Source organism: Chamaesiphon sp., from assembly GCF_041738855.1.
GTDB lineage: Bacteria > Cyanobacteriota > Cyanobacteriia > Cyanobacteriales > Chamaesiphonaceae > Chamaesiphon.
On sequence record NZ_JBGSPA010000209.1, the window covers coordinates 1 to 26,398 of the forward strand.

Consider the following 26,398-nt stretch of genomic DNA (forward strand, 5'->3'; position numbering starts at 1 on the left):
TGTTTTTTTGCGTGGTCACGATTAGTTCTAGGGCTGCGAGTCATCTGCTTATATCAGCTCAAATGCTTGTTTAGTAAGAGTTTGACATATTCTCCATTCCTCCTTGACAAAGCTCTAATTTTCTTAACTTGTCACGAATGAATGTGCCAAAAATTGAAAAAATTCTGCTGTTAGCCTAAAAGTGTTGAAATGCCTGAGTTTGAGGAGACAAAACTTCATCGAACTCAGGTATCTAGAGTGTCTTAACCGATGTGGCGACTGCTATAACTTGTAAGATGTAAAGAGAACATTAAGTTGTGTTGTATGTTGGACATTCGTCTCTTTTGTAATATTTTCTTCTCAAATAATCCCCATCTCCAATTTAGAGATGGGGAGGATTCGGCAAAGCCGAGGCTACGCCAACGAATCTTAACCCACTAACTCTAATCCCCGCTGACATAAAGCTTCAGCAGTGATGCCATTAAACGCCATCAACTGACCCGCAGTAGCAGTAGTTTCGCCGCGCTTCCAGGCAAAGGTATCGCGGGGAGAATTCGATCGCAACATCACAGGTTCTAACATCGCAGGTGCGCCACCTGTAAGACCGATCAGAGCAGTTCCGCCGAAGATTTCGGCAAATTTAGCATCAGACAAGAAGCCACCGTCTGGTTCGCTACAAGTATCCCAGGCGACATCGCTAGGGCGATAGAGGCGACGGGGATTGATAATCGAGACGATTTTCGAGCCGATGCCTTCGGTTTTTAAAAACGCAGCGGCTGCAAACGCTGGTGCTAGCGTCATGTCACCGATAACTGCCAAGACTACTTGCTTTTCGCCCGGAGTGTCTTGCAAGACTACCGCGCCGTCTTCTAAACCTTGACGAGTTTGGGCGAAGGTGGTGCGGATGGGTAAGGGGGATTTACTTGCAGTAATCACCACGCCTTTATTTTGGGTAGTTAATGCCCAGTCATAGCAGACTTGGATGCTATTGGCATCCGGTGGGAAGACGGGGAAGACGTTACCATTCCGCATCATCGAGGCGAAGTAGGCTTCGATTTCGGGACGTTGGTGCGTCCAACCGTTGCGCCCCTGTTCGAGTGCCCCTGCGGTGTAGAGGGTGATGGTGGAAGGCGTGGGGCGGCGCAATTCTGCCATTGCTTGGGTGACGGTTTGCCAGATGGGTAAACCATTGATGGCGAAGGATTCGTAGGAGCACCACAGGGTACGCGCACCCATGAGGGCGAGTCCGGCGGCAAGTCCCGCACAAGCATCTTCACTGAGGGGTTCGTATACTTGTCCGTCGGGTGCTTGGAAATACAGATCGTCAGTGGTGGGATGGATAATTTTCAGGGCTTGGTTGATATTGGCAATCCCTGAAGCTTCATTCCCATCGGCGTTACTGACGATAAAGTTTTGATCCTGTTGCCCGACGTAGCCCACTAGTCGCCCCATTGCGGTGGTGGATACTTTGGCTTCGCCTGCTGGGTATTCTTCGAGCGGGAGGGTACCCAGGCTGGGGACTGGGAAAACTGATTCGGTGACGGCTACTTTGGAAGAGGAGCCACCGCCTGCACGTTCGCAATTAGTGCGTACTAGTTCCCAGGCTTGAAGATGGAGGGCGCGAGTTTTTAAGCCTGTGATAATGTCGGCATTATCGAGGGTGTGGTGAGCGTAGAGGTTGTGGGATTTGGAACCTGTGGCGTGAACTCCTGCACCTTTGAGTTGTTTGATGATGAAGACAGTTAACTTACCACTCATGGCAGATTGAGCAGCTTTATCTACACCCGCGAGAATAGCTTGAGTAAAGCCTAATCGTTTGTCCAGTGAGAACAACGTACTATCGACATATTCACCCGCCTGATTTTTATCGTCGAAATCCTTGGCATTAACCAAAATTACTTCTTCAAAACCATTACCCTGCCAATAACTGAGCATTTCCTGATTAGTTTTGGTAGACACCATACTATGATGCTCCTGACTATAACCATTCCATACCAACACAGGTAAGAAATTAGTCACAGTCGGGAAGGCAGTATGAAAATGCTGCATCGCACTGATAATATACGGCTCACCCAAACCACCATCGCCCACAGTGAAAGGGAATAACTTATCCCGATGCAATTTCGCCGCAGACATGGCGAAATGTTGACCTTGACCCAACGGCCCTGCTGGGGCGAGAATACCAGGTATAAAGCCCGACAAGTGCCCAATCAGTCCATCTTTCTCGCGGAACTTGTCGCGCAATTGTAGAACGGTATCGATACCCATTGCTTCGAGCGAGCGATCGAGAAACATGGCACTATAGAATCCTGGCGCATGATGCCCGACTTCGGTCAGGATATTCTTATGTCCGAGCATCACCAATGAGGCATAGACTTCCGCTTGACTGGCAAATCCGCCTGGATGACCCGATGCTTTGCTGGCGCAAATTTGCAGGGTGAGATAACGCAGCGCATCAGCATAGAGCAAGGTTTGAAAAGCAGCAGCGGGAGCATTTGCATCAGTGATGCTCGTTTGCCCATCACCGATAACAGGTGTCTGACCATAAGTCTCGAACCCTGGTAGCAGTTCCCCAAAATACTGAATCCCCTCGGCAAAAGCTGGAGTTTGAACCGCAGTAGTCATAAATATGGTCACTTTAAGATAGTAGATATGCGATCGATGCTACCAGCTATTCTGGGTCATTGGCGAATGTGATGTCTAAATCTCAGCGGATAAATGGATGCGGATTAATAAGTATTTGCACCCAGTTACCTAAGCATAATTACTCTTCCCAAGAATCCAGATCTAGTGCGGGCGAACCACCTCTGTCGAGTTGTCTGAATACCACTCGGAGCTGAAACCACAGCAAAATGGCAATCAGGATCGTCAAGGGCAACGCGATACTATATGCTAGCCAAGTGGGAAATCCGAAGATCTCCAACCCTGCCGAGAGAAAGAAGATAATCCCCACACAAATTCCCAAAAAGGGTAATCGTAAGTTAATCCCGTCGCTATTGGCAAGGATGATGTTGTTCCGGTCGGCAGACCAAGCTTTGACATTTTGACGCAAAGTGCTATCAAAAGCCAGCCCACAGGTGATACCAGCAAATAAACCAGCAAGGAGAATGAAATATGGCGGATCTTGGGGAAAGTAATACATGAGGGCAAGAGGTAATAATTGAGGAATAAGGCGCAGACAAAATCTATCCGTAGAGTTCAAAGTTTCATGTCAACAATGTACCACTAGGGGTAAAATCTGATGCTACCGCGACTAATAATAGTCTAAATGGCTGATGCCTGAGCGATCGCGATCGCGTTATCTTGGATACAGAAGGTTGGTGATGCCGATCTCGATAAGTCGATCAAGCAGCCAGCCTTCAACAAAGTTTTTTTAGTAATGGTAGTCTCATCTTGATACTTCACTGCTAAGGGAAATCGGGGTTTTTATATATTAGATCGATCGTTAGGCAACTAATTATCGATCTATTTTTTCGGCTATCTCATGCCCCCAAATCGTTCCAGTGGCCAAAACCGGAAGCACGCATGTCCGATGATATTCGTCTTGGGCAAGAAACCCCAAACGTGAGAATCATTGCTATTGTTGCGGTTGTCGCCCATCACAAACAGTTGGTCTGGCGGTACGACCATCGGTGACATGCCATAATGAGGTGGTTCGGCGATGTAGGCTTCAGTCAATAACTCGCGATCGACGTACACACGACCATCTTTGACTTCGATCGTATTCCCAGGTAAACCGATGACGCGCTTGATAAAAGCCTGATCCTCTAAATAGCCTTGCTCTCGCAACTGTGGTGGTGGTGCAAAGACGACAATATCGCCACGCTGGGGGAGATGAGTATAGTAGGAGAGCTTTTCGACAATCAAGCGATCGCCGATTTCCAAGGTTGGTAACATGGACTCAGATGGGATATAGCGCGGCTCGGCGACAAATGTCCGAATGAAGAAAGCTAATCCAACAGCCAGCACCAAGATGGTGATATTCTCACTCCATTTTTGCCACCATTGCACCAGCAAAGGCTGTGGTGCTGTCGATTCTGGCTTGGATTGCTCTGGATTGGTCTTCATGAAGGAGGTAAATTTTACGGCAAGCTGCTAAGTATGCGCTCTATAGCAATCCTAAATCATTTCCAAAATTTAAGATCGCCCATTGACCATTCACCATCCACCATCCCTAACTATAATCTAGACAATAACACTCAGTCAGATCCGGTATTTCCAATCGATCGTGATAACGATGAATTACCGCCGCTGGAACTTGCGCTGTACGATCGCGATTTTGGCGCAAGACTTGTGCGAGTGGCACCTCTAGATAAACGATCCGAATGCGGGCACGATAGCCCGCAAAGAGCTTGATTAAGCTCGATCGAATCGGTTTGACGATATTTGTGGCATTCCAGATAAAAGGTGTCTCAGATTGGAGATATCCCTGTGCGAGATCGCGTCCTGCTTGCACGATTGTCCCCTGCGGATCTGTCGGCAAAACTCCCATTTGCTGACGCAACCGATCTAAAGATATGACTGCTAGATCTGGATGATTTTGGTCGATCCAATAATCCTTACCAGTGCCAGGTAACCCACACATTAAAATCACTTCCAAACGGGTATCATCAAAAGCCGCATAAGTTGGGTCGGCAACTTCTTTATGAAAGTAAACAAACCGACTATGGTCCGAGCTAAATGGGTAAGCGCGATCGAGACAATCATGCTCCTGACAAAATTCTCTAAAAAACTCGATCGTCTCCAATAATTTAGTACCATCTACACAAATACGTCCTCTGACATCTGCTTCCGCCATCAATGCCAACCAATCACACCGCACAACTTGACTAGCCTTGACAATCGATCGCAATGGTTGAGGTTTGTCCCAAAACCACAATGGTAAACTTTCATAGCGAACGATCGCTACAATCGTCTCACGAATCGTAAATGGTGTGTGCAAATCCGCTAATATTTGCCGCACCATCTGTGCCCCCAAATTCACATGTCCCTTGGCGGTAATACTCCCATCTTCAGCAACTTGTGTCGTTAGTGGTTTGGCAATATCATGAAATAACGCCGCCGCAAATAAGATCGATCGCTCAGTTACATTCATCGCTTGCCAAGCAGGTCGAGCAACTAAGGCTTCACAGACCATTTGGGTATGTATCCACACATTCCCTTCCGCATGATAGAGCGGATTTTGTTCGCACTTTGCTAGCGATCGTAAGCAGGGAAATTGGCATAGGATTACTGCCCAATTAATTTGCAAACCTGGTGTAGTCGGACAACCAGGAAATGTCCATAGTAAATCTTCTCGATCGATCTGTTTATTCATTGATTTGTCCTCGCTCCTAATTCATTTGTGAATGTTCTTTATATTTGCCCACCGTCCACACGCTCTTTAATATTAAAATTGACAAGCTAAAACTACATTTTGATATTTGATTTTATCCAAATAAATCGATACTAGTTTGTAATTGATTTGGAATAATCGGGCGGCTTAACCAGTGACGATCGGACTGTAAAATAGTCGTCAAGAAATCCGCTCTAACGTACTTATATCGAGCAATTGTCAACTCAGGTGTCTCTACCTTAATATACAAACCCTCCATCAACAAACTGTGATTTGTTTGTTGAATTGTCAGATCCGCATTCAAACCCTGTTCTAGGCAAAGTTCGCGCAACCTCTCGATATGTCCACCACTAATAAAATGAGATGGCTGCAATAGACTCACAAGCTGCTGATGCGACTGCAATTTCCCCTCAAATAACACTGGTACCGAGGCTAACAATAGTCCTGCTAACAACTCTCGTCGCGCCGCTGTACTCAAAAATTGACCGCTCGCTCGATCGAGCAAATCGTATTCTAAGAAATAGTGCGGCAATCGATCGTAAAATACCGTATGTTTGGCATATAGCCATTCACCATACAAGATATATCGATCGCCCAAAACATCCCATAGTGAGGCATAATGGCTGTGCGCCCACTGTTTGAATAGATTGAAATGGCGTTCGCGAGAGCCACCTGTGAGGTAGTGTCCGCGACTTTGCAACAACAATTGTCCCTGTACATCAAAGCTAATGGCGGCATTTGCACCATCGACTTTTTCCTCTATCACTACATACTCATTGGCGTTCGCGGAGCGTCGGCTTTGCTGAATCGCGCTAAATGGTATGCTGTCTAAATCTTCATCTCCAGGCTGTTCCCTAGAACCTTGAATGTGTGGGGTTCTCGGATATTTTTGCATCAGCATTTGTAGCTCCCATCTCAAGGAAACATTGAATAATTTAATAAGTTGTAATTAAAGCTCTGTCTCGAAATTTGGAAGTCACCAAAAACTACTACTGACAGTAGCTGCGGCGCAATAATGCCGCTGAGAACTATTAATTACTGGCTAAATGTGGAGAGGCGGAGGACTACATGACAAACTCACTAACAAATCTGTAGGTATTCTCAATCTAGTCTATGTGCGATCGGATGTCAAGAGCCAGCTATCTCGATCGAGATATTCAACAAATGCTCCAAATAAGTTAGATTAGACAGCAAAGCGATCGCATTATCCGAGCGATCCTAATGCCTGTAAAGTTGCTGTTTGTGCTGGAGTCAATCCTTGAATTTTGTCAATTTGCATTCCTTCATAGGGACGAAGAGATTTCCAAGTGGCGATACATTTGGCAGCATCTAAATCCCAAACCTTAATAGTTTCATCTAAACTACCAGTAACCGCGATAAGCTTGGGCGAATCTATGGCTGACGATTGCATAGTACCAACATCTAAAGTATAAATTAAGCCACTATGATCGGTCAGGCTATGGAGACATTTACCAGTTTGAATATCCCATACTTTGAGATATAGATCGACTCCTACACTGACAATAAATCGGTTGTCATGACTAAACTTTGCACTCAAAATTGGTCCTTGATGACCGATAAAAGTTTGTAAGTATGCGCCTGTTTTCACCGACCAAAGTTTGATGGTTTCGTCATAACTTGCACTGACCAACCACTGACTATCGGCACTAAAAGTAACCGACCAAACACTATTACTATGCTCGCCGATATCTCGATAATATTCACCTGTTGACCCCTGGTCTGCCTTCTCTTCGAGACGCTTCGCGAACGGCAATCGAGTGTTCCAGAGCTTAATAATACCTGTAAAATCACAACTTACCAACAGTTCGCCGTCAGGACTAAAATCTGCATAAATTACCGGACTGCTATGTCCTTGCAGCGTATTCAAACACGCTCCAGTATCAACATCCCAAATTTTGACTGTTTGGTCGTAACTAGTACTGGCTAATGTGCGACCGTCGGGACTAAAAATCACCCGCCACACCCAACTATTGTGACCTCGCAATGTTTTAAGGCAATTACCTACTTGCCAATCCCATAATTTGATGGTGTAGTCAGCACTTCCACTTGCTAATAACCGACTGTCAGGACTAAAATTAACCGACCAGACTCGATTGGTATGTTCGCGTAAAGTTTGGGTGATTTTCCCCTGTTCGACATTCCAGATTCTAATCGTAGTATCTTCATTCCCACTGGCTAAATAACTCCCATCGGGACTCAATTTGACGGATAAAATTGCATTAGTATGTCCGACGATCGTTTTGATACAGCGTTCCCATTCTAAGTCCCAGATTTTAGTATGATTGTCATCGCCACCGCTGGCAATTTGGCAACCATTGGGATGAAAAGCAACAGTCCAAATCCGATTGCGATGTCCGAGGAGGGTTTTTGTACATTTGCCGCTATTGGTATTCCAAAGTTTAATAGTTTTATCGAAACTACTACTAACTAATTGTTGTCCATCTGGACTAAACGCGATCGCGCTGACGGGTTGTTGGTGTCCGATTAATGTGTGGAGACATTCTTTCGTATCGACATTCCAAATTTTAATCGATCGATCGTAACTAGCGGAAGCAATCGATCGACCGTCTGGACTAAAAGCGACAAACCGCACCCAAGCAGTATGAGCTGACCACTCAGCCACACATTCACCCGTCGCCACAACCCACAGCCTTACAGCCAGATCTTCACCACCACTAACTAAAGTACGACCATCGGGACTAAACGCGATCGACCAGACCCGACCTTTATGTCCTACTAAAGTCTGGATTTCGGGACTTAAATTACCTGGAAACGTCCGCCACAGACGAATCGTACTATCTTGAGCGGAACTGGCGATAATTTGCCCATCAGGACTAAAGGTGACAGCATTGACTGAAAAAGTGTGTCCGATATATGTCTGCAAACATTCACCCGTGGCGACATCCCACAACTTCACCCGATGGTCGTCGCTGGCACTAGCCAGATATTGCCCGTCGGGACTAAAAGCGATCGCCCAAGTCCAGTGTTGATGCCCTTGACAATTAGTAAGTTTTGTGAATGTATGAGCATCCCAAATCTGAATATCGCCTTTGGTATCGCTAGTCGCAAAATGTTCGCTATTGGGACTAAACGCAATCCCAACTACACCGCCAAAGGTTTCGGCGAAGACAGTTTGACTGATGTGGCTCCCAGTAAAATCGACATCGTGTAAAGTCGCATTGAGTAGGTAGGCTTGACGAATCGCCAGATGCGAAAAATCAAAGCCTTGGAGATCGGTTTTGAGGTGACAAAATAAATTGAGCAGATTTCCCGCTGCATAACCAGCGATCTTATCAGTTTCGTGGTGTAAGGTAGTCAAGATTTTGCCAAGGTGCAGTTCGAGGTGCAATCGATTGGTAAAGTGCGTTAATAATCGATCGATTAACGGCTGTAAAATTAGTTGAATTTGAGCATCGCGCAGGTAATCTTTGGTTTGTGCTTCGATTAAAACATGGGTTCTAAATAGAGCCAATTCTCCCGAAATAATTTCCCGTTCGATCTGCTCAATAAACCTTTCGGTAACATACTCCATAATCACGGGTTGTTGAGTCAAACCCCACTCGGTAGTTTCAATTAACGATCGATCGTGCAGTGTTTCCAGAGCTGCTAATAATGTCAGCAAAGGTGTAGCTGGTACAAATTCCGCTTGCAATCGAGCTGGAGTAACACCTTCGCGATCGATCGCCAGCCAGTACATCACCTGTTGTTGCAGGACTGATAATCGCTCAAACTGTCGATCGATCAACTCCCAAAGATTGCCAAATACAGCAGTACCTTGGGCTAAAAAAGCATGAATATCGCCATTGAACAGGTTTTGAATACTTGTCGCTACTATTTTTAGAGCTAAGGGATTACCGTCAACATAGTTAATCAAATTGTGTTGCTCGATCGGTGGTGCGGCGATCCCTTTATCGATGAGCAGATGTTGAGCGGCGGTGCTGTCGAGTCCAGTGAGTTGCAACGATCTCACTGGTAGATTGACTCCTTCCCGCAGGCTGATGCCGTGGGGTTTTTCTCTACTGGTAATCACTAGACAACTCTGATGTCTTTCGTCACTTACCCGCTCAAAAATCTCACCATAGGCTTCATAACCCGCCAAGTAGCAGCCATTTTGATTCCCAGCTTGCAAAATCGACTCAACGTTATCAAAGACCAATAAACAGCGTTTTTGGTGCAATTGCTGCATCAATAATCCGATCGAACTTTCCTGCACCTCAAATCCAGTCAAAATCGGCAAGATTTCATTCAACAAATCCTTTGGCGCGATCGCCTGTCGCAAACTTCGCCAGACCACACACTCAAATTGCGACTCCAACTGTTGAGTGAGTTTCACCGAGAGGGCGGTTTTACCAATCCCACCCCAACCAAAAATCCCCACCACCCGACAACGACTATCCAAGATCCAATTACGCAGTGTCTGCAAATTGCCTTCTCTACCATAAAAGCGAGAAACATCATTGGCGTAGCCTCCCGCACCGAGATTCGCTTCACCCCAATTTGTTGTCGTCAAGCAGGTACGATAACGCTGAAGGATCGCACAGAGATTCCCTTTAGAAACTTTTTCCCCAGTTATCTGCGAAAGCAATCGCCACAAATGCGATCCAACTTGTTTGATATATTCCGGCTCATAACCCAACTCTCTACCGATCTCCTGATAGGAATCGCGTTTCCATACTTTCGAGACAATCTCGGCTTGCAGCGTATTGAGCGATCCGCGTTGATGTTGTTCGAGCAATCGATCGACGATCTTGAGAGCTTCTTGTCCAGTCATTTAGGGTCGATCGCTGCTAGATCGATCGTGAATTAGAAGTAGTATATCTCGATTTGATAGTGTGAAATTGTAATTTATACAACAGAAGGTTTACATTACTTTATATATTACAATAACAACTACTTACTTTTAGTTACTTTTTCTTACTGACAGATCGATCGAGGTGGATGTAGAGTAATGCGATCGCCAAGTATAGCAGTCGCCAAGGTAATTAAGACACGATTAGATCTCAGTCCGCGTAGGCGGACTTTGCATCATGAGCAGCGATTTCAATCGCTGTGCTGTCTGAATCGCCCTGGCAGTCATCTCTAGTTCTGTAGGGTGGGCACCGCCCACCAGCTAGGTTTCAGACACAACCTATACTTTAAATCCTCGATTGCCTACGGCACACTGCGCGAACGATGTCCGATCGATTTGAGCGCAAGATCCCCGACTTTCGATCTCCCCAACCAACTTAATCAATATGCTACCGAAAGTTTCAATTCAAATATTAAGTCAATCTTTACTAGCGGGGACATTCGTCCTCATATCGAGTGGTAACGCGATGCTGACAGACAGCGGCTCCGCTAACGCATCAGAAATTCCCTCAATAGTCCAGGATACTGTCTCTTCTGCGACTACTTCCGTCTCAGGCAATACATCCAAGCCCAATCCAGTGTCGATCTCAGATCCGATTGTTGATGAGACGATATTTGGAGCAACCAGATTCGATCGCGCCACAGACTTGAAAATGAGTTATGTTAGTCCCCTCAGTGATGTCTTGCCGCGATCTGTCGATCGTCAAACGATCTCACAAACACCAGCATCTAGCTTAAATCCTAATGAGCCATCCGAACCTAAAAAATGGGCAGTTGGCGTTCATGCTCAAGCTAGTACGACAGGTTTTATCGGCATCGATGGCGGTTATAAATTTAGCCCCAATTTACACGCTCGGCTGGGATTAAATACGATCGGTTTTAATTACAACTATAAGAGTGAAGGTATCGATTATAGTACCAATTTCAAACCAACCAACATCCATCTGCTAGGGGACTACTTTCCATTCGGGGGAGGATTGCGATTAACAGGCGGTTTTTTCATTCAAAACAACCAATTTACAGCTACCGCAAAATCTGATTCTAACAATCAGATTACGCTCAACGGCACTACCTATGATGCCAGTCAAGTAGGCAATATCGGGGGTGAAGGTAAATTTGGTAGTAGTGTCGCGCCTTATTTAGGTATTGGGTTTGGTACGCCGATTAGTTCTGGATTTGGGTTTAATATCGATGCAGGTGTAATGTTTGCCGGATCGCCAACCGTCGCACTCTCAGCTAATAATATTTCTTCCTCAATTCCAACGGCGATCCAAAATCAAATCCGTTCCGATCTGGCTGCTCAAGAGCAAAAAACTAATGCAGATCTTAGAAGTTTTAATCTCTATCCTGTCATCTCGATCGGGGTTTCCTACGCATTTTAGTAGCCTAAGTCTGTAGGGTGGGCACTGCTAAGTCTGTAGGATGGGCACTGCCCACCAGCTAGGTTTCAGACACAACCTATACTTTAAATCCTCGATTGCCTACGGCACGCTGCGCGAACGATATCTGATAAATTTGAAGGCAAGATCCCCGACTTCTCCGATAAGTCGGGGATCTGGTGCCGCACTATTTCGATCCCGCTCCAACCAGAGTTGTATTGCCATTGACTACCGATGATTAGCCAGCCATCCAGTCAAATCTGCCATCGAACCGAACCGCAACAACGCCTTTGCCAATTCCTGTAACTTATCCACAGACAATCCGGCGATCTCCTGACCTAACTCAGCGGCAATATCACTCTGAACGCTGCGTTCGATCTCTACGCCACCAAAGGGTGTGAGTAGAATTCAAATAAATTTTTCGCGAATTCGTCGTGGGGGAATTGAGACATATCACTCCTGAGACTGCATCGCTAAGACAGCAGTAGCAACAGGTAAAAATAGCGTCAATGGTCGTTCGGGAATTGCCGCAAAGCCATTAACTTGATAGAAACGTTTCGCCCCCTCATCCAAAGCATGAACCAAAATATAGGCGACCCCAATGCTTTGTGATGCCGTAATAATCCGATCGAGCGCATCTTGCAGCAAACTTACACCAATTTTCCGTCCTTGATATCGCAAATCGACAGCCAGCCGACCGATTAGTGCTGCGGGAATTGGATCGGGCATATTGCGCTGTTTCGCCTTTGGTAGTTCGATCCTGTCGATCGCCGCACTGCTGAGACAATAATAACCGATGACGACTTCATCATTAGTTACTACAAATGTCCGCGATCCACCGAGCACCTGATTTTTCCATGCCCGTTTGCCTAGCCATTCATTGAGTGAGTCAACACCACAATCAAAATCTGTGACTAGATGAGTAGATATTAGGGACACAGGTGGCTGTAATGGCAATTGTTTTATGCCCAAGGTGCTTTAACCTGCATGAGTTTACGCAAGCCTTCGGAAGGTTCGGGTGGAGAATCAAGCATTTGACAAAAGTTAGCGAACGTCTCTTCACCGACGGCAATATATGCTTGGTCTAGCAACACATGCTCTGCTTCCCGACAAGCTATTTCTAGGACAAAATCAGACCGATTTTTGCCCAGATAATGGGCTGCTCGATCGAGTGTATCCCGTTGCTGATGGTTGAGGCGGATATTCATACTACTATCGCGAGGAGCGCGAGAGGCTGAAGAAGACATAATATTTTTAGCCTTATTTATCCTCATTTTCGCATATTGTGGATCTATTGTCTATACATAGTCGATCGAATCGACAGCCTGTTTCTAGACTTGCGATCGATCGCCGACTGGATAATTTAATTTGGTGAGATTGGGGTTTCGATCGAGTGAATCTAGACAGTAGAGGGAGATTCGCGATCGATAACACTGCGCGATCGAGCTAACCAAATACGAGCGCAAGAAGTCCCAAATCCTAGCGTTCCTGATTTCACCTATCAAATAGTCCCGATGGCATCGCCGTCAGTGAATGACAAAATATTTAAATCAATCTTTTAAACCACGATCTGTCAGATCTCAAAGTTCGACCCGCTTATTGTCTCACCGATGCGATCGGCGATCGCAAACACGTTATTTTTGCACTAATTACCAGCATAGGAAACTATATTTCATCCTCTGCTAAAGCCGTACATAGATCGAGATCATAGATCTCTTCTTCTAATTCAGTTTCAGCAATGATTTCATTCTCAAGGTCGAATGCACTTACCAGTGACTCATAAGAGTCAGGTAGTTTGCCATTAGCAACCATCTTTGAGAAAACTTGATAACAGTCGCGGCGGTCACCTTCTTTGCGCGGAAAACCAAGCCACAGCACAATAATCACTCGTCGCTCAGCAAAGGCTCTAAAAAATAGCCGATAGCGTTGTGGCAGACCCATTTTCTTGAGCCGACCATATTGCTGGAGTGGCTTCCGCAGTGAAAAATAACTGGCAAAGGGATCTACAGAGATTTTGTCCCTGATGCCGGAATCGATCGCTTTGAGCAGTTTGACATCGGGATGGGTCAGAAAATCTTTAGGATCTAATTTCGATTTTAGCTTGATAACCTTGGCGGTTAAGTCCTCCCATTGAAGCTGAAAGTCGGTGTAGAACAGAATTGTCCAACCATTGGCATCGAATGGGTTCATTCATCTTCATCTACAACAACACCAGCCAGTAATTCATCCATCTCGTCAGCCATCTTCTGGGTGTAGAGAGTGAGTGAATCAGGTGAAGATATCGCAAATTTCAGAAGGGAATCTAGGAACAGTTTCATCATCACGCTTTCATCATCGTCTAGGTCAGATTCTAGAGATCGATCGGGTTCGAGATACACCAGGAAGGTGTTCTCTGAGATCATTTCAATATGACCTTTGGCTGTCACCAAGTGGGGATGGTCGTGAGAGAAGGCTTTAGGCAGACGAAACCCATCTTGACTACCGATTTTAGCTGGACTAATGGGATAACTTTTAGATGGCATAGATCGTCAAGTATTAGTACAAATCATTATAACAAAATTAATGCTGTGACCAGATGAGTGGCTATATCGATCGTAGAATTCGATCGCCACTAGCTAATCCACATCCCCGACTTCTGTTGAGAAGTCGGGGATCTGCTGCATCCCAATAGTTGTCGGTCGATCTCGATTGGCTACTTTTTAGAGAACGGCGAGTAGACCTGAGATCGATCGCCAACTGGATAATTTAATTTTGTGAGATTGGGATCTCGATCGAGTGAATCTAGCCAGTAGCGCGAGATTCGCGATCGATGACGCTACACGATCGATCGAACCGATACACCGGATGTTCGCTCTCTTCACATTACTTTACATGCTGCAAAAAATACTACTCACTTTTAATTACTTTTTCTTACTGACAGATCGATCGAGGGTATATATGATTGATGCAAATCTAGATTCCTTTGATACTATCAATGTATTTTCTCACTGAGAGGGTGTTTGAAAAGTCCGACTGGGTGACTTTTAGTACCTGAAGTCAGTATTATCAACAACGATAGAATTAGGATTTCAGCATTCGATAGATGGCTATTGGTATCAAAAATTGCTCTAGTTGACCCTTTTCAAACAACCTCTGATATGAATTCAAAAAATAAGATAAATATAAATATCGAAAGATACTCACCAGTTTTGATTTCGTTAGATCTACGCAAAAATACAAAAAAAATTAGCTCTTCGATATTGATGTCGCTACTCTTATTGACGAGCTGCGGTAGTCGTGAAACTTTGTTTCAAGAAATAAGTGAGTTTAATAAATCTGTCCAAGTTGGGTCGGATTCTGTTGCTGCATATTATTCTAGTATTAATGAGCAGGAATTTCAAACTTACTTATTATTACTCGAACTAAATTCAAATTGTGAAGCTGGCGATCTGGTAAACTACAATTGTTTGAATTCAAAGTTTAAGCCACCTGGAAACAAAGAGGATTATGTTTCTTCGCCCCTGAGCAAACCATCGATTCCATTGGAAAGTATCCAAGCAAGGATCGATCTTCTTAATGAAATTGCAAGTTATAGTAAGTCTATTGCCTCTCTTGCTGGTGATAATTCTGGCGAGAAATTTCAAGGCAATATCATCGGTCTTCAATCTAGACTTAACTCTCTAGAAGAAAAATTCAAGAATCTTGGAAAAGATCCAAAAGTTTCTCCATCTACGGATAAAAATATTTCAACTAGATATCTTAACCCAATTACTACTATTATTGGAATTTTAGGTAAAATTTCCATACAAGAATCTAAGTGGAGTGAAATTCGTAAATCCATAGTGGAAGCTGAAGAACCTATTAATAATGTGCTGACTGCAATTGCAACCGATCTCGATACTTATGCTTTTCTATTGACAAAGATAGAGGCAAATAAACGATACAGTCTTTTGATTAATTATTATAATAATAATCGTTTGCGATTTAGTAGAGAAGAAAGGGTTCGTATTATCAGTCAGATAGGTAATTATAAAAAGTTTTATGACTCAGTTTCTCTCAACAAACCATCAAATATACCTAATGGTATTCTAAATGCTCATAAATCACTAGTTAAGCTAGCTAAATCTGACGGTTCTATCAAAGACATAGCTGAATTAAAAGCATGGCTAGAAAAGTTTAAAGATGATGCCGAAAAATTAAAAAATGCTGTTAATCAATTAGTATAAATTATAAGGATAAAAATAGAATGACACCTTTATCAATTACAGATTTAGCCGAGAGTACCGCCAAGTGTTTTGAATATTCCAGAGATATTGCTATATTCACGCCAGAACAACGCGACAAGTGGCTAATTAGAGGATTTAAACTGAGTTCTGCTCTGTCAATTTTGGTTGGTGCACTATTTAAAAGCAGTGTAGATCCAAAGATTATTGAAGCTAATAAAAAACTCAGGGAAATTAACGATAGATTAAAAGATAAGAAAAAATCTTTGTCTGATTTTCCTGACACCATTAAAAAAATTGATGATGTGATTAGTATTCTAAATATTTTTATTGGTTTTATAGTATAAAAATCTATATCTACTGTGGCAGCGGTGCTAAATGGATATTATGATATCCCAACTGGTAGTAATTTCACGCCTCATCACACTAATACGACATCATTAATTATGGCAACAGATTATATCATCTTTATTCATGGTGTAAATACTAGAAAGAAAGACTTTTTTGAAAAGCAAGCAATGAATATGTTTGCCCAAATCAAAAAGAATGTAAATTCTGATTTAAGAAATCTTAAACCAGTTATTTTGTTTTGGGGTGATATTGCTGAAAAATCCATCGATTTTCTTCTTTATGGACTTGACAAATCTCCTACCTGGGAAGAGTTTAGGTTTCGAGAATTTCGAGAACAGCAAGTCATAAATTTTGTTGGTGATGCTGTTCTCTACTTGAGCCGCAATGTTAGCGTTCAAATGATTAACCAGATGACAGTGCAAGCTTTGGATCATATGGAGTTAACACTAGACCAACTAAAAAGTATGTCACCGAAAGATGGCGATCGATTACATTTAGTTACTCATAGTTGGGGTGCTGTTATATTATTTGATATTATGTTTGCAGCTCGATGGGAAGATGAAACACTGGATGAAAGTATTCGTCAATCTGTCAATAATATCCGCACTGGCTTTTTTGGAGTTGGCAACTCAGACATTAAAAATTGTGGTATCCCGATCGCCAGTATTCATACGATGGGATCGCCAATTTCGTTATTCAATCTTTTAAATGCTTCCGGTGCAAAGAGTTTTAATCTAACCCCTAAGCTCAAGGATTTACTGAGTTCTTTACATATCGAAACTGGCAAACCATTACCGTGGTGTAATTATGCACATCCTGGCGATCCGATTGCCTATCCATTAAAGGGTGTGATGGATTTATCACTTGGTGAGGCAAGGGATTTTGTTAAAATAAATGATATCGTAACAAATACTTTTTCTTTAATACCAAAAGAATCTTTATTGCATATACTTCGGGGTGGAGATGCTCATAGTAGTTATTGGAATGAACGATCGGTAATCAAAAATATTGGAGATGTAATTAAAGATGTTAACAGATTGGGATGATTATTATACTGATTACTTTTATAAACAAAAATCCGAGGTGCGCGATCGATGTCATCCGCAGATATTTAAGTATGATGATGGACAGCCGAGAAATGCGATCGTGTTAGTACATGGATTGACAGACTCGCCCTACTTTATGAGAGATATCGGCGAATACTTCTGCACTGAAATGGGTTTTGATGTCTATATCCCGTTACTTCGCGCTCATGGCTTGAAAGAGCCAGAAGATATGAAAGATGCGTCCTTAATCGAGTGGCGCAAAGATGTCAGATTTGCTGTGGATGTAGCTAAGGAAAGTAAAGGGAAAGTTTCGATCGGTGGTTTGTCAACAGGGGGTACATTAAGTGTTGAAATGGCTCTAACAAACACGCAATCGATCGATGGTGGAGTTTTCTTATTTTCTGCTGCATTAGGTTTAGCTAGTCATGCTGGCAATCTGGCTAAAATCTTTCTCAGAACTCCTTTAGCTAAATTTTTTGACTATATCGATGACAGTAATCTCACTAATGACTCACCGAGTGGTAATCCCTACCGATATTCCAAGATGGATATTGGTGCCGCAGCAAAGTTATCAGAACTAATGAAAGAAATAGATGGACTTACCAATAATAACGTGCTCATTCAGCCTTTATTTGCAGCGCATTCTGAAGCAGATACTACCGCAAATATTGATGAGATCGAAGAATTGGTAAATCGTTCTAAAAAAGCAGAAATGTTTAGAATTGGCAAAAATTTTGCTGTTCCTCATGCCAGCATTGTTTTGAAAAGTCCAGTCTTATCATTTAATAATTCACCTTTAGAACCTAGCAATCCTTTCTTTGACAAAATGACGAAATCGCTTCATACATTTGCAGATAAATATGGTTTAATCGATCGTCATTAAATAGTAGTGCTTTACTCTACACGACAACACACCCTATACTTTGATAAACGATTTGCCTTGAACTAACGAAGTGCAAATTCTAAGGTAATTGGTATCTATGAAATCCACGACACAAATCACCGTTGGCGATATTGACATCAACTACCAAATCAAAGGTAGCGGCAAACCATTACTGATGATAATGGGTTTGAGTTTTAGCCTGCTCGACTGGTGCAAGAAATTCACCGAACTACTCGCTAAACACTATCAACTTATCCTCTTCGACAATCGCGATGCTGGACTCACTAGCCTATCCCCACGCCCGTATAGTATCGTAGATATGGCAGATGATGCCGCAGGATTATTAGACGCATTAAATATTCCCAAAGCGCATTTATTTGGTGTCAGTATGGGTGGTGCGATCGCCCAGCAATTTGCTCTAAAATATCCCGATAAGCTAGACAAACTCATTCTCGGTTGTACGATGGCGGGGGGTAAATGTAGTCAGATAGGTGATATCAGTGGCGTGATGAGTGGTAATCTTTTGGATTTACTATTTACGCCCACATTCGTTCAAGCCAATAGTCAGGAACTAGCCGGATTTCTTGTCAAAGTAACCCCATTTCATAGCAAAGGTGATGCTTTACACCGTCAGCTTCAAGCCTTTGGGACACATGATACCTGCGATCGTTTAACCAATATTAGAGCCACCACGCTCATCCTCACTGGAGATAGTGACATCGCTATTCCGCCCTCAAATAGTGATGTTCTACTTGCCAAAATTCCCAATGCTAAAGTAGAAGCGATCGCCGATGCCGCGCATGGATTTTCATTTAGTCATGTGGATACAACGATCGATCTGATTCATCACTTTTTGCAAGAACAAGCTAAGATAGAGAAAACGATGATGGAAGACCAACGCCAAGCAATTTTAAAAACATTTGTTGCATATATTCAAAACTTTAATTTGCTACAACCAACTAAAGTTGCACCATTCTTTCATCTACCTGCGATCCTGATTACTTCAGGACAAGTGGCAGTCATGCAGACTGCTATTGAGGTGCTAGGAGTATTTGCAGTTTTGATGGATGAATTAAAGGATAAAAGCTTTAAAGAGAGCAAGATTATTGGCGACCTTCAAGTTAATCAACTCAGCGATAATCAAGGGCAGGTGGTTGGAGTTGCCAAACGATTTAACGATCGAGATGAGGAAATAGAACACTTTGGATTTACTTATACCCTCCGCAAAATTCAAGTTAGAGATGAAGTCGAAGCAGAATGGAAGATTATTGTTGGCGTACTTCACGAAGCTGAAACTCTCTCTCAATGACGAGAACTCGATCCTCGATCGCGTTGAGAGGCGGCTATCTATGGCTAGACTCGACTGACAAGAATTGTAGTAAGATTGAATTAGTCATCAACTCACTCAGGTAGGTAGCGATGGTTGCCCAAATTCCAGCAGAGATTACTACCCAAGTTATTTATCCCGATCGTGATGGTCAGCCGATGTCCGATAATACCAAACAATTTCGGTGGATCGTCACGATTAAAGAAAACCTCGAACTGCTATTTGCTGAAGATCCGCAGGTATTTATCGCTGGGGATCTGCTGTGGTATCCAGTCGAGGGAGATAACAAGATTCGTCAAGCACCAGATGCGATGGTAGCATTTGGTAGACCAAAAGGCGATCGAGGATCTTATCGACAGTGGGTAGAAGATGGGGTTCCGCCGCAAGTCGTGTTTGAAATCCTCTCCCCTGGCAATCGGATGGCAGAAATGAACCGGAAGTTGCATTTTTACGATCGGTATGGAGTCGAGGAGTATTATATATATGACCCCGATCGGATCGATCTAGCAGGCTGGATCAGAGATGGCGATGGATTAACAGCGATTGAAGATGCTAACAATTGGATTAGTCCTCGGCTGGGTATTCGCTTCAGAATGCAGGAAGATACGCTCGTAATTTATCGCCCTGACGATCGACCATTCATGAGTTTCGTCGAAATAGATCGACTTCGTCAACAAGCGCAACAGGAAATCCAGCAAGCTCGACAAGAAACCCAGCAAGCTCGACAACAGGCTGAAAAATTAGCCGCTAAATTGCGCGAACTCGGGATCGATCCAAACGATTTGTAGATGTTGTGGAGAGCGCGATTGACTGGCTGTAAATACACAATCCGCGCAAACTGAGCAACATCAGATCTGACTGGGTTACAATCTCTGTGCCAAACAGCGATCGCAATTACCACACCGCCAATTTTGAGACTGCGGTTTGCAGCCAAAAGCAGTCAGTAAATATTCCCAACGACAACCAGCATACTTAATATAAGTCGGAACGCCGCTAAAGAGTTGTTGCTGTTGTGCCTTTGATGACTGCCAATTGGGTTGTTTCCCAGTTTTCAACCGCCGATAATCAAATGGTGTTTCCCAAGCTAATTCGCCGATGCTATGCAACAGAGATAACGCGATTGCACTTTGCGGGAATTTACGCTCGATCTCATTGACTTCCCCACTTACTGGTAGTTGTTTGGCTAAAGTAGTAGCGAGATCGTAATAGCGATCGATACTTTCAGCAAAAAATCTGTTGCGCTGGCGGTCTTCTGGATACAATAAACCTGTCGATTCACATGCCAATAGTAACGCCGCCGATGGCTTACCATCCCGTCCCGCTCGACCGATTTCTTGGATATATTCAGCCAATAATACTGGCGGCTGAAAATGGACGATCCACCGCACATTTGATTTATTAATACCCATCCCAAAGGCACAGGTACACACCACATATTGCAATTTCCCGCTCAACCATTCGCCTTCGACGCGCCGACGTGCTTGGGGACTCAAACCCGCATGGTAGGCTGCTGTTTTGTCACCGCGTGTTGACAGTAATTTGGCTAATTCTTCGCTGGTGGATCGCGTTCTGACGTAGACTAGCCCCGACTGGTGGGGATACTTGTCGATAAACTTGGTGAGCTGCTCTTTTCTACCGCGTGGCGTCCAGATTTGAGAGACTGATAACTGGAGATTCTGGCGGTGAGGATTGAGGATGAATTCGGCGGGTTTGTCAAGTTGCAGGACTTGTTTGATGACCTGCTGCGATCGGGGGTCAGCCGTCGCTGTGAAGGCAGCGATCGCGATTTTGGTGCCAATGGGTTTAGATTGGATTAAAGTGGCGCGAATCGCCCCTAAGCGGCGATAGGCGGGACGAAAGGTTTCACCCCAATGGACGAGGCAATGAGCTTCATCGAGGATCAGGCGATCGATCTTTAGTTCGGGAACGCACAATCTCGACCACACAGGCGGAGTCAGCAGGGTTTCAGGGGATAGATACAGTAGCTGTAGTTTGCGCTCTGATAGAGCTTGAAGTGTGTGCTTGCGATCGGCTGCGGGGGTTTCGCTATGCAATAAACCAACGGCTAATTTTTTCTCTGTTAATTCCTGGAATTGATTTTCCATCAGTGCTACCAGGGGCGAAATCACCAAGGTGACGCCGCTACTCAGTAAGGCTGGAATTTGGAAGCAGAGTGATTTGCCGCCCCCAGTCGGCATCACAATCAGTGCGTCTCGATCTGCAAGCAAGCATTCAATAATTTCGCGTTGAGGCGATCGCAATTCATCATAGCCCCAAACCTGTTGTAGTTTTGCCTGAATTCGATCCATTTTTAGTCTAAAACTCGGATGGTGGGCAGTGCCCACCCGACAATATTAAAAATCCCCTACTTCTAGCTTATTTATTATTTACTAATTCCAAGCGATCGCGATCGGACAACTTCCAGACCTTGCCATCGAGAGCCATCTGTTCGATCAATGTGGCTAGGCGGAGAGCTTTAAGTGCCTGTTCGCCGCCTACTGACGGTTCGCTGCCACACCTAACACAGTTGACAAAATGCTCTAACTCTGCATATAGCGGCTCGACATTTTTGACATAGACTTTCTCGATCAGTCCATCTTGACGGTATAAGCCCTGATGATACTCATTGAGTAGATCCGTGTTGTGACGGTGAATCGAGATTTCGTTGCTGAGGAAGTTGGCTTCTGTCAAGGATTGACGGCAATGAGCGGCGATCGTCCGCGTCTTGCGATGGGTGACTTTGCTAGCAGTGAGGGTGGCGACGACGCCATTGGCAAAACCGAGAGTAGCAGTCACGTAGTCGAGATATTTGGATTCGGGGCAGCGACTACCGCTAGCTGTCAAGCCGACGACTGGCGCGCCAGCTAGCTCTAGGAGCAAATCGATGTCATGAATCATCAGATCGAGGACGACGGAGACATCATTTGCCCTATTGGAATACGGACTCATCCGGTGTGCTTCGAGAGCTAGTACTTTCTCAGTTTTGAGGACTTGACTGAGTTCTTGGAAGACGGGGTTGAAGCGTTCGATATGTCCGACTTGGAGGATACATTCAGACTCAGCCGCAGCGTTGACGAGAGCTTCGGCTTCGGCGATGGTTGCCGCGATCGGTTTTTCGATCAGGACGTGGATTCCTGCTTGCAGACAAGCGATCCCGACTTCGTAGTGGAGTCTAGTGGGGACGGCGATACAAACAGCATCGACTTGAGAGATCAGATCTCGATAGTCTTCATAAAATTTTGCCTTATACTTACTGGCGGCTTCCAAACCATGCTCGACATTGACATCAGCAATGCCAACCAGTCTGACATTTTTGAGTAAACTCAACACCCGTGCATGGTGTTGTCCCATATTACCGATCCCGATTAACCCTACTTTCAGTGGCTGGGGCGAACCCGACTGAATTTCTGTGTCTAACTGTCTGGTTGACATGCTATTTATCACTCTAAAATGTACTCCTCCACCACTACGAAATTGATTATCAGTCTTCGTTGCTGTCGATCGAGTTAATACCGCCCCAAGCTGGTATGAGCTATCTGTGCTCTAATGGTCGGACAGAGCCACCTGTGACGATCTCGATCGAGAACCCGCTCTACTGCTAACCATTGTTTGTCTGAGCGATCCCAAACAATCCCGATACTATCACAGCATCATGATTGTAAAGAACAGAAAAGTTTTGTTTATGTTCCTTATTTTTAGGTTTTAGGCTTTAGCGGATGCGCGCTCCGTCTGTGCCTACGGCAGGCTTACGCCAACGACACGCCGAGCTTCGCTCGTCTACGGGTTCCCCGAGGGTTTAGCGACCCAAATCACGCGGAGGTTCCCTCCGCATGTGTTTGGGTCAAGACAGCGCACCAAGCAGGCTTTAGGGATGGAAGGTGAATGGTGGATGGTGGATGGTGTTTGCATGATTAGCGAGTCCTCTTGTTTGGTGATCCCATCCCTGACAACGATCGGAAAAAGTTAAAATAGCGGCTTATCCTTCATCTTTTGACCGTTGTGAAAGCAGTTATTCTCCTCTCAGGTGGTTTGGATTCTTCGACGGTGTTGTATCTGGCAAAAAGTGAAGGCTACGATTGTTATGCCCTGTCCTTTGACTACCAACAACGTCATCGGCGCGAACTCGAAGCTGCTCGGACGATCGCGACAGCAGTTGGGGTAGCTGCCCATCAAGTAGTAAACTTCGATTTGACCTTGTGGGGTGGTTCTGCGTTGACAGACGATCGAGTCGATCTGCCCGAGCACCGCGATCTGGCGGCAATGTCAGCGTCGATTCCCGTAACCTATGTGCCCGCACGCAATACGATCTTTTTGAGCTTTGCCCTTGCTTATGCCGAAGCGATCGCGGCTGGTCGGGTATATATTGGGGTGAATGCACTCGACTATTCTGGCTATCCTGATTGTCGTCCTGACTATATCGATGCAATGCGATCGGTATTTAGATTAGGTACCAAGCAAGGCAGAGAAGGTGAACCGATCGATATTATCACTCCCTTAATCGACCTCAAAAAGACCGAAATTATTCAACTTGGCGATCGCTTGGGCGTACCCTGGGCGCAAACTTGGTCTTGCTATTCCGGGGAACATGTTCCCTGCGGTACCTGTGATTCTTGTCGCTTGCGGTTAGCCGCTTTTGAAGAATTAGGGAGGGTCGATCCGGGGATGGGTGATGATAAATCTGCATCACGAATAGAACCCTTTCGAGATCTTTAGCCACTACCTAGCTGTAATGTTCTTCGGTATGGTCGTGAAAATTTCCCGGCACAAAAATACCCGCATTATTGACTACCAGATCTAATCTGCCTGTTTTGGCGATCGCGACCTGAGTCAGTAATTCACCTGTAGATCGGATACCGAGATCACCATCAACGATAAAGCAGGGATCGGGATGAGTGTAAGCAATTAATTTGGTTGATTGTGGCTCGGTTTCGATCTTGCGATCGGTTTCGATCGATACTTGGTGGCTGACAGCGGCACGGCGACCTTTAGCAAGGCAGATAGATCTAGTACCGCTGTGAAACTCCTCACTAGAGCGTCGATTTACTTGCTTGAGAAGAGATAACAGGTCGTTGTCCAATTTGAAACGCTCGTAGATTTGCGGGGGGATTGGCGGGCACCGTCCAAAAGTGAATGGTGCTACTCCCACCATTAACCTCGACTTGCTCGGTGCGGTCGGGTTTCCAGTCGCCCATATCAAAAGCATGAGAAACAATCCGCGTACCAGGTTTGAGCTGACTCAATAACTGTGGTCGGAGCTTGACATTCAATTCGGGTAAGAGATACAGTGTCACCACCGTGGCATCGCTAAACTTACTCTGAAATAGATCTTGATTGAGAAAGCGCACCCGATCGGTCACACCCGCTGTTTTAGCGTTGGCATTTGCTTCCTTAATCCGTTGGGGATTGATATCGATGCCCGTGGCGCGAATCCCAAACTTCTGAGCAGCAGTAATCGGAATCCGCCCATCCCCACTACCTAAGTCGTATAGCACATCCTTGCTGTTGACATTGGCGATCGCCAGCATTCGATCGACTACTGGTTGCGGCGTGGGTACATACACCACATCAGGCGATCGTAATGCTGGCGCCTGAGCGACCGTTGGAGCTACTGGATCGGTAGTTGTACTAGTCGTTGCATTCGGGTTTGTGCTACAGCCAGCGAGGAGGTTCAGACTGATTAGTGTCTGAAATGCGATGAGATTCGATAAGCTCCGTAGCAGCGGTTTTTGAGGTGAAATCATCAGAATTTTCTCCTAATTTTGTTAGTGTTTAATTTGAACTGATGTCCAGGGTGATGCTCTCATGGCGCGGCTCCGACTGCGCTATGGTACTTACATCTCTGTTGTAGTATGAGTTTTGCGGCTTAGCCTACTAACTTCAGCTTTAGCTGCGACTAGTTGGGCGGTAGAGTCTTGTACCCCAATCAGTGCCGCACGATGTTGCACTTGGGCTAGATTGTAGGCAGCTTTGGCGGTGTCTAATTGTTGGCGACTAACTTGACCTTGTTGAGCCAAGATTTTGGCACTGTCATACTTAGCTTGAAATTCGATTAGGTTAATCCGCGCTTGAGCTAACTGTGCTTGCGATAGCGAAACTGCGACTTGTGCTTCTTGGCGGTCGATCTGAGCGGATTGGAGTGGGGCGGGTCGATCGTCCTTGACTTTCACCCTTGCTGGAGTGCTAAAATCTCCTCGATCTGAAGTTGGCTCACTGCTGACGATCGGAGCTACTAGAGGCAACCCCATCGGATTTTGTGCAACTTGAGGGACGCAGTTAGAGTTGGCATCACATGAGCCGGAAATACTGACGACAATCAGACCAACTCCTAATCCTGCTAAAATCGAGACTAATATTTTGTTGTGCTGTGGTGAGGTAGTGGGCATTTGCTTTCTCCTGCTGGTAAGCTTGAGGCGATCTTCGCTAAGACTTTTGACTAACAGCAGGGGCTTAGAGCCTCCTGCCTAGCTGTCAACTGTCAACTGTCAACTGTTTACTACCTTTGGCTGGCACCGTCCAGTAGTAGATAGTTTCACTGCCCACCTTGACAACTTTTTGGGGTTTCCAGTCCCCCATATCAAAAGCATGAGAAACAATCCGCGTCCCTGGTTTGAGTTGGCTCAACAACCTGGGTCGCAATTTCAAATTAATCTCCGGTAGCAGATATAGAGTGACGATGGTAGCGTTGCGTAAATCTGTGGTAAATAAATCTTGCTGACGAAACTCAACTCGATCGGTCACACCTGCTTTTTGAGCGTTCTGATTTGCATCCTTGACGCGTTGCGGATCGATATCAATCCCTACCCCACGGGTACCAAACTTTTGAGCCGCCGTTATCACAATTCGACCGTCCCCACTGCCGAGATCGTAGAGGACATCATTTTTCTTGACGTTGCCCAGGGTGAGCATGGCGTTCACTACGGCTGTTGGTGTGGGGACATAAGGGACATCGAGTTGTGGTTGCGCGATCGCGCGATCGATCCGTGGGGTGTCGCTGGTTGGCAAGTGGATTGCTCCAGCCACCACCAAT

General features: G+C 44.9%; 26 protein-coding genes. 8 read left to right on the top strand and 18 right to left on the bottom strand.

Annotated elements, in window-relative coordinates; all coding sequences use genetic code 11:
- Positions 1-408 precede the first annotated feature (408 nt).
- The 7 genes from ACEW9I_RS23410 to ACEW9I_RS23440 form a co-directional block, all read right to left on the bottom strand.
- Entirely contained in the window at positions 409-2,604 is a 2,196-nt protein-coding gene (locus ACEW9I_RS23410; RefSeq protein ID WP_373542741.1) for a phosphoketolase, read from the bottom strand.
- A 139-nt stretch (positions 2,605-2,743) separates the two neighbouring features.
- The gene (locus tag ACEW9I_RS23415) at positions 2,744-3,121 is read right to left on the bottom strand and encodes a hypothetical protein (protein ID WP_373542742.1); all 378 of its coding nucleotides are present in this window, start codon (positions 3,119-3,121) and stop codon (positions 2,744-2,746) included.
- Positions 3,122-3,243: 122 nt separating this feature from the next.
- The gene (locus tag ACEW9I_RS23420) at positions 3,244-3,384 is read right to left on the bottom strand and encodes a hypothetical protein (protein ID WP_373542743.1); all 141 of its coding nucleotides are present in this window, start codon (positions 3,382-3,384) and stop codon (positions 3,244-3,246) included.
- A gap of 72 nt (positions 3,385-3,456) precedes the next feature.
- Positions 3,457-4,047 carry a signal peptidase I gene (lepB, locus tag ACEW9I_RS23425; protein WP_373542744.1) on the bottom strand — a complete coding sequence of 197 codons (591 nt, stop codon included), beginning with the start codon at positions 4,045-4,047 and terminating at the stop codon, positions 3,457-3,459.
- A gap of 106 nt (positions 4,048-4,153) precedes the next feature.
- Positions 4,154-5,296 (bottom strand): AAA family ATPase, encoded by a 1,143-nt coding sequence (locus ACEW9I_RS23430; RefSeq protein WP_373542745.1) that lies wholly within the window; start codon positions 5,294-5,296, stop codon positions 4,154-4,156.
- Between the two features lie 112 nt (positions 5,297-5,408).
- Positions 5,409-6,215 carry an RNA ligase family protein gene (locus tag ACEW9I_RS23435; protein ID WP_373542746.1) on the bottom strand — a complete coding sequence of 269 codons (807 nt, stop codon included), beginning with the start codon at positions 6,213-6,215 and terminating at the stop codon, positions 5,409-5,411.
- A gap of 303 nt (positions 6,216-6,518) precedes the next feature.
- A complete protein-coding gene (locus ACEW9I_RS23440) occupies positions 6,519-10,106 on the bottom strand; it encodes an NB-ARC domain-containing protein (RefSeq protein WP_373542747.1) in 3,588 nt (1,195 codons plus the stop codon).
- Between the two features lie 463 nt (positions 10,107-10,569).
- On the opposite strand from ACEW9I_RS23440, the gene ACEW9I_RS23445 reads away from it, so the two are divergent.
- A complete protein-coding gene (locus tag ACEW9I_RS23445) occupies positions 10,570-11,565 on the top strand; it encodes a hypothetical protein (protein ID WP_373542748.1) in 996 nt (331 codons plus the stop codon).
- Positions 11,566-11,790: 225 nt separating this feature from the next.
- Here the strand turns inward: ACEW9I_RS23445 and ACEW9I_RS23450 are convergent, their stop codons facing one another.
- The 5 genes from ACEW9I_RS23450 to ACEW9I_RS23470 all read right to left on the bottom strand — a co-directional run bounded on the left by ACEW9I_RS23450 (position 11,791) and on the right by ACEW9I_RS23470 (position 14,084).
- A complete protein-coding gene (locus tag ACEW9I_RS23450; protein ID WP_373542824.1) occupies positions 11,791-11,877 on the bottom strand; it encodes a hypothetical protein in 87 nt (28 codons plus the stop codon).
- A 138-nt stretch (positions 11,878-12,015) separates the two neighbouring features.
- Positions 12,016-12,534 carry a GNAT family N-acetyltransferase gene (locus ACEW9I_RS23455; protein ID WP_373542749.1) on the bottom strand — a complete coding sequence of 173 codons (519 nt, stop codon included), beginning with the start codon at positions 12,532-12,534 and terminating at the stop codon, positions 12,016-12,018.
- Positions 12,525-12,809, bottom strand: a complete 285-nt coding sequence (locus tag ACEW9I_RS23460) for a DUF1778 domain-containing protein (RefSeq protein ID WP_373542750.1) — start codon at positions 12,807-12,809, stop codon at positions 12,525-12,527. The genes ACEW9I_RS23455 and ACEW9I_RS23460 overlap by 10 nt, the downstream gene beginning before the upstream one ends.
- A gap of 418 nt (positions 12,810-13,227) precedes the next feature.
- Entirely contained in the window at positions 13,228-13,752 is a 525-nt protein-coding gene (locus tag ACEW9I_RS23465; RefSeq protein WP_373542751.1) for a type II toxin-antitoxin system YhaV family toxin, read from the bottom strand.
- On the bottom strand, positions 13,749-14,084 hold the full coding sequence (locus ACEW9I_RS23470; RefSeq protein WP_373542752.1) for a hypothetical protein: 336 nt from the start codon (positions 14,082-14,084) through the stop codon (positions 13,749-13,751). The genes ACEW9I_RS23465 and ACEW9I_RS23470 overlap by 4 nt, the downstream gene beginning before the upstream one ends.
- 567 nt (positions 14,085-14,651) lie before the next feature.
- Here ACEW9I_RS23470 and ACEW9I_RS23475 point away from each other — a divergent pair.
- The 6 genes from ACEW9I_RS23475 to ACEW9I_RS23500 all read left to right on the top strand — a co-directional run bounded on the left by ACEW9I_RS23475 (position 14,652) and on the right by ACEW9I_RS23500 (position 20,159).
- Positions 14,652-15,767: a hypothetical protein gene (locus ACEW9I_RS23475; protein WP_373542753.1), complete on the top strand. Its 1,116-nt coding sequence runs from the start codon at positions 14,652-14,654 to the stop codon at positions 15,765-15,767.
- A gap of 20 nt (positions 15,768-15,787) precedes the next feature.
- Positions 15,788-16,111, top strand: coding sequence for a hypothetical protein (locus ACEW9I_RS23480; RefSeq protein ID WP_373542754.1), 324 nt, complete (start codon positions 15,788-15,790; stop codon positions 16,109-16,111).
- A 15-nt stretch (positions 16,112-16,126) separates the two neighbouring features.
- Positions 16,127-17,161 (top strand): hypothetical protein, encoded by a 1,035-nt coding sequence (locus ACEW9I_RS23485; protein WP_373542755.1) that lies wholly within the window; start codon positions 16,127-16,129, stop codon positions 17,159-17,161.
- Complete coding sequence (locus tag ACEW9I_RS23490; RefSeq protein ID WP_373542756.1) at positions 17,142-18,044, top strand: alpha/beta hydrolase; 903 nt, start codon at positions 17,142-17,144, stop codon at positions 18,042-18,044. The genes ACEW9I_RS23485 and ACEW9I_RS23490 overlap by 20 nt, the downstream gene beginning before the upstream one ends.
- A gap of 97 nt (positions 18,045-18,141) precedes the next feature.
- Positions 18,142-19,353 (top strand): alpha/beta fold hydrolase, encoded by a 1,212-nt coding sequence (locus ACEW9I_RS23495; protein ID WP_373542757.1) that lies wholly within the window; start codon positions 18,142-18,144, stop codon positions 19,351-19,353.
- Positions 19,354-19,463: 110 nt separating this feature from the next.
- A complete protein-coding gene (locus tag ACEW9I_RS23500) occupies positions 19,464-20,159 on the top strand; it encodes a Uma2 family endonuclease (RefSeq protein ID WP_373542758.1) in 696 nt (231 codons plus the stop codon).
- A gap of 75 nt (positions 20,160-20,234) precedes the next feature.
- On the opposite strand, the gene ACEW9I_RS23505 is transcribed toward ACEW9I_RS23500, so the two are convergent.
- Positions 20,235-21,680, bottom strand: a complete 1,446-nt coding sequence (locus ACEW9I_RS23505) for an ATP-dependent DNA helicase RecQ (protein WP_373542759.1) — start codon at positions 21,678-21,680, stop codon at positions 20,235-20,237.
- 67 nt (positions 21,681-21,747) lie between these two features.
- The gene (locus ACEW9I_RS23510; RefSeq protein WP_373542760.1) at positions 21,748-22,803 is read right to left on the bottom strand and encodes a Gfo/Idh/MocA family oxidoreductase; all 1,056 of its coding nucleotides are present in this window, start codon (positions 22,801-22,803) and stop codon (positions 21,748-21,750) included.
- A 546-nt stretch (positions 22,804-23,349) separates the two neighbouring features.
- Between ACEW9I_RS23510 and queC the strand changes: the two genes are divergently transcribed.
- Positions 23,350-24,084 (top strand): 7-cyano-7-deazaguanine synthase QueC, encoded by a 735-nt coding sequence (gene queC / locus ACEW9I_RS23515; RefSeq protein ID WP_373542825.1) that lies wholly within the window; start codon positions 23,350-23,352, stop codon positions 24,082-24,084.
- Positions 24,085-24,091: 7 nt separating this feature from the next.
- Here the strand turns inward: queC and ACEW9I_RS23520 are convergent, their stop codons facing one another.
- The 4 genes from ACEW9I_RS23520 to ACEW9I_RS23535 form a co-directional block, all read right to left on the bottom strand.
- Positions 24,092-24,448, bottom strand: coding sequence for a hypothetical protein (locus ACEW9I_RS23520; protein WP_373542761.1), 357 nt, complete (start codon positions 24,446-24,448; stop codon positions 24,092-24,094).
- The gene (locus ACEW9I_RS23525; protein WP_373542762.1) at positions 24,399-25,112 is read right to left on the bottom strand and encodes a cyclopropane-fatty-acyl-phospholipid synthase family protein; all 714 of its coding nucleotides are present in this window, start codon (positions 25,110-25,112) and stop codon (positions 24,399-24,401) included. Before ACEW9I_RS23525 ends, ACEW9I_RS23520 begins: the two co-directional genes overlap by 50 nt.
- 90 nt (positions 25,113-25,202) lie before the next feature.
- Positions 25,203-25,754 (bottom strand): hypothetical protein, encoded by a 552-nt coding sequence (locus ACEW9I_RS23530; protein WP_373542763.1) that lies wholly within the window; start codon positions 25,752-25,754, stop codon positions 25,203-25,205.
- 85 nt (positions 25,755-25,839) lie between these two features.
- Entirely contained in the window at positions 25,840-26,391 is a 552-nt protein-coding gene (locus tag ACEW9I_RS23535) for a cyclopropane-fatty-acyl-phospholipid synthase family protein (RefSeq protein ID WP_373542826.1), read from the bottom strand.
- Positions 26,392-26,398: the final 7 nt, after the last annotated feature.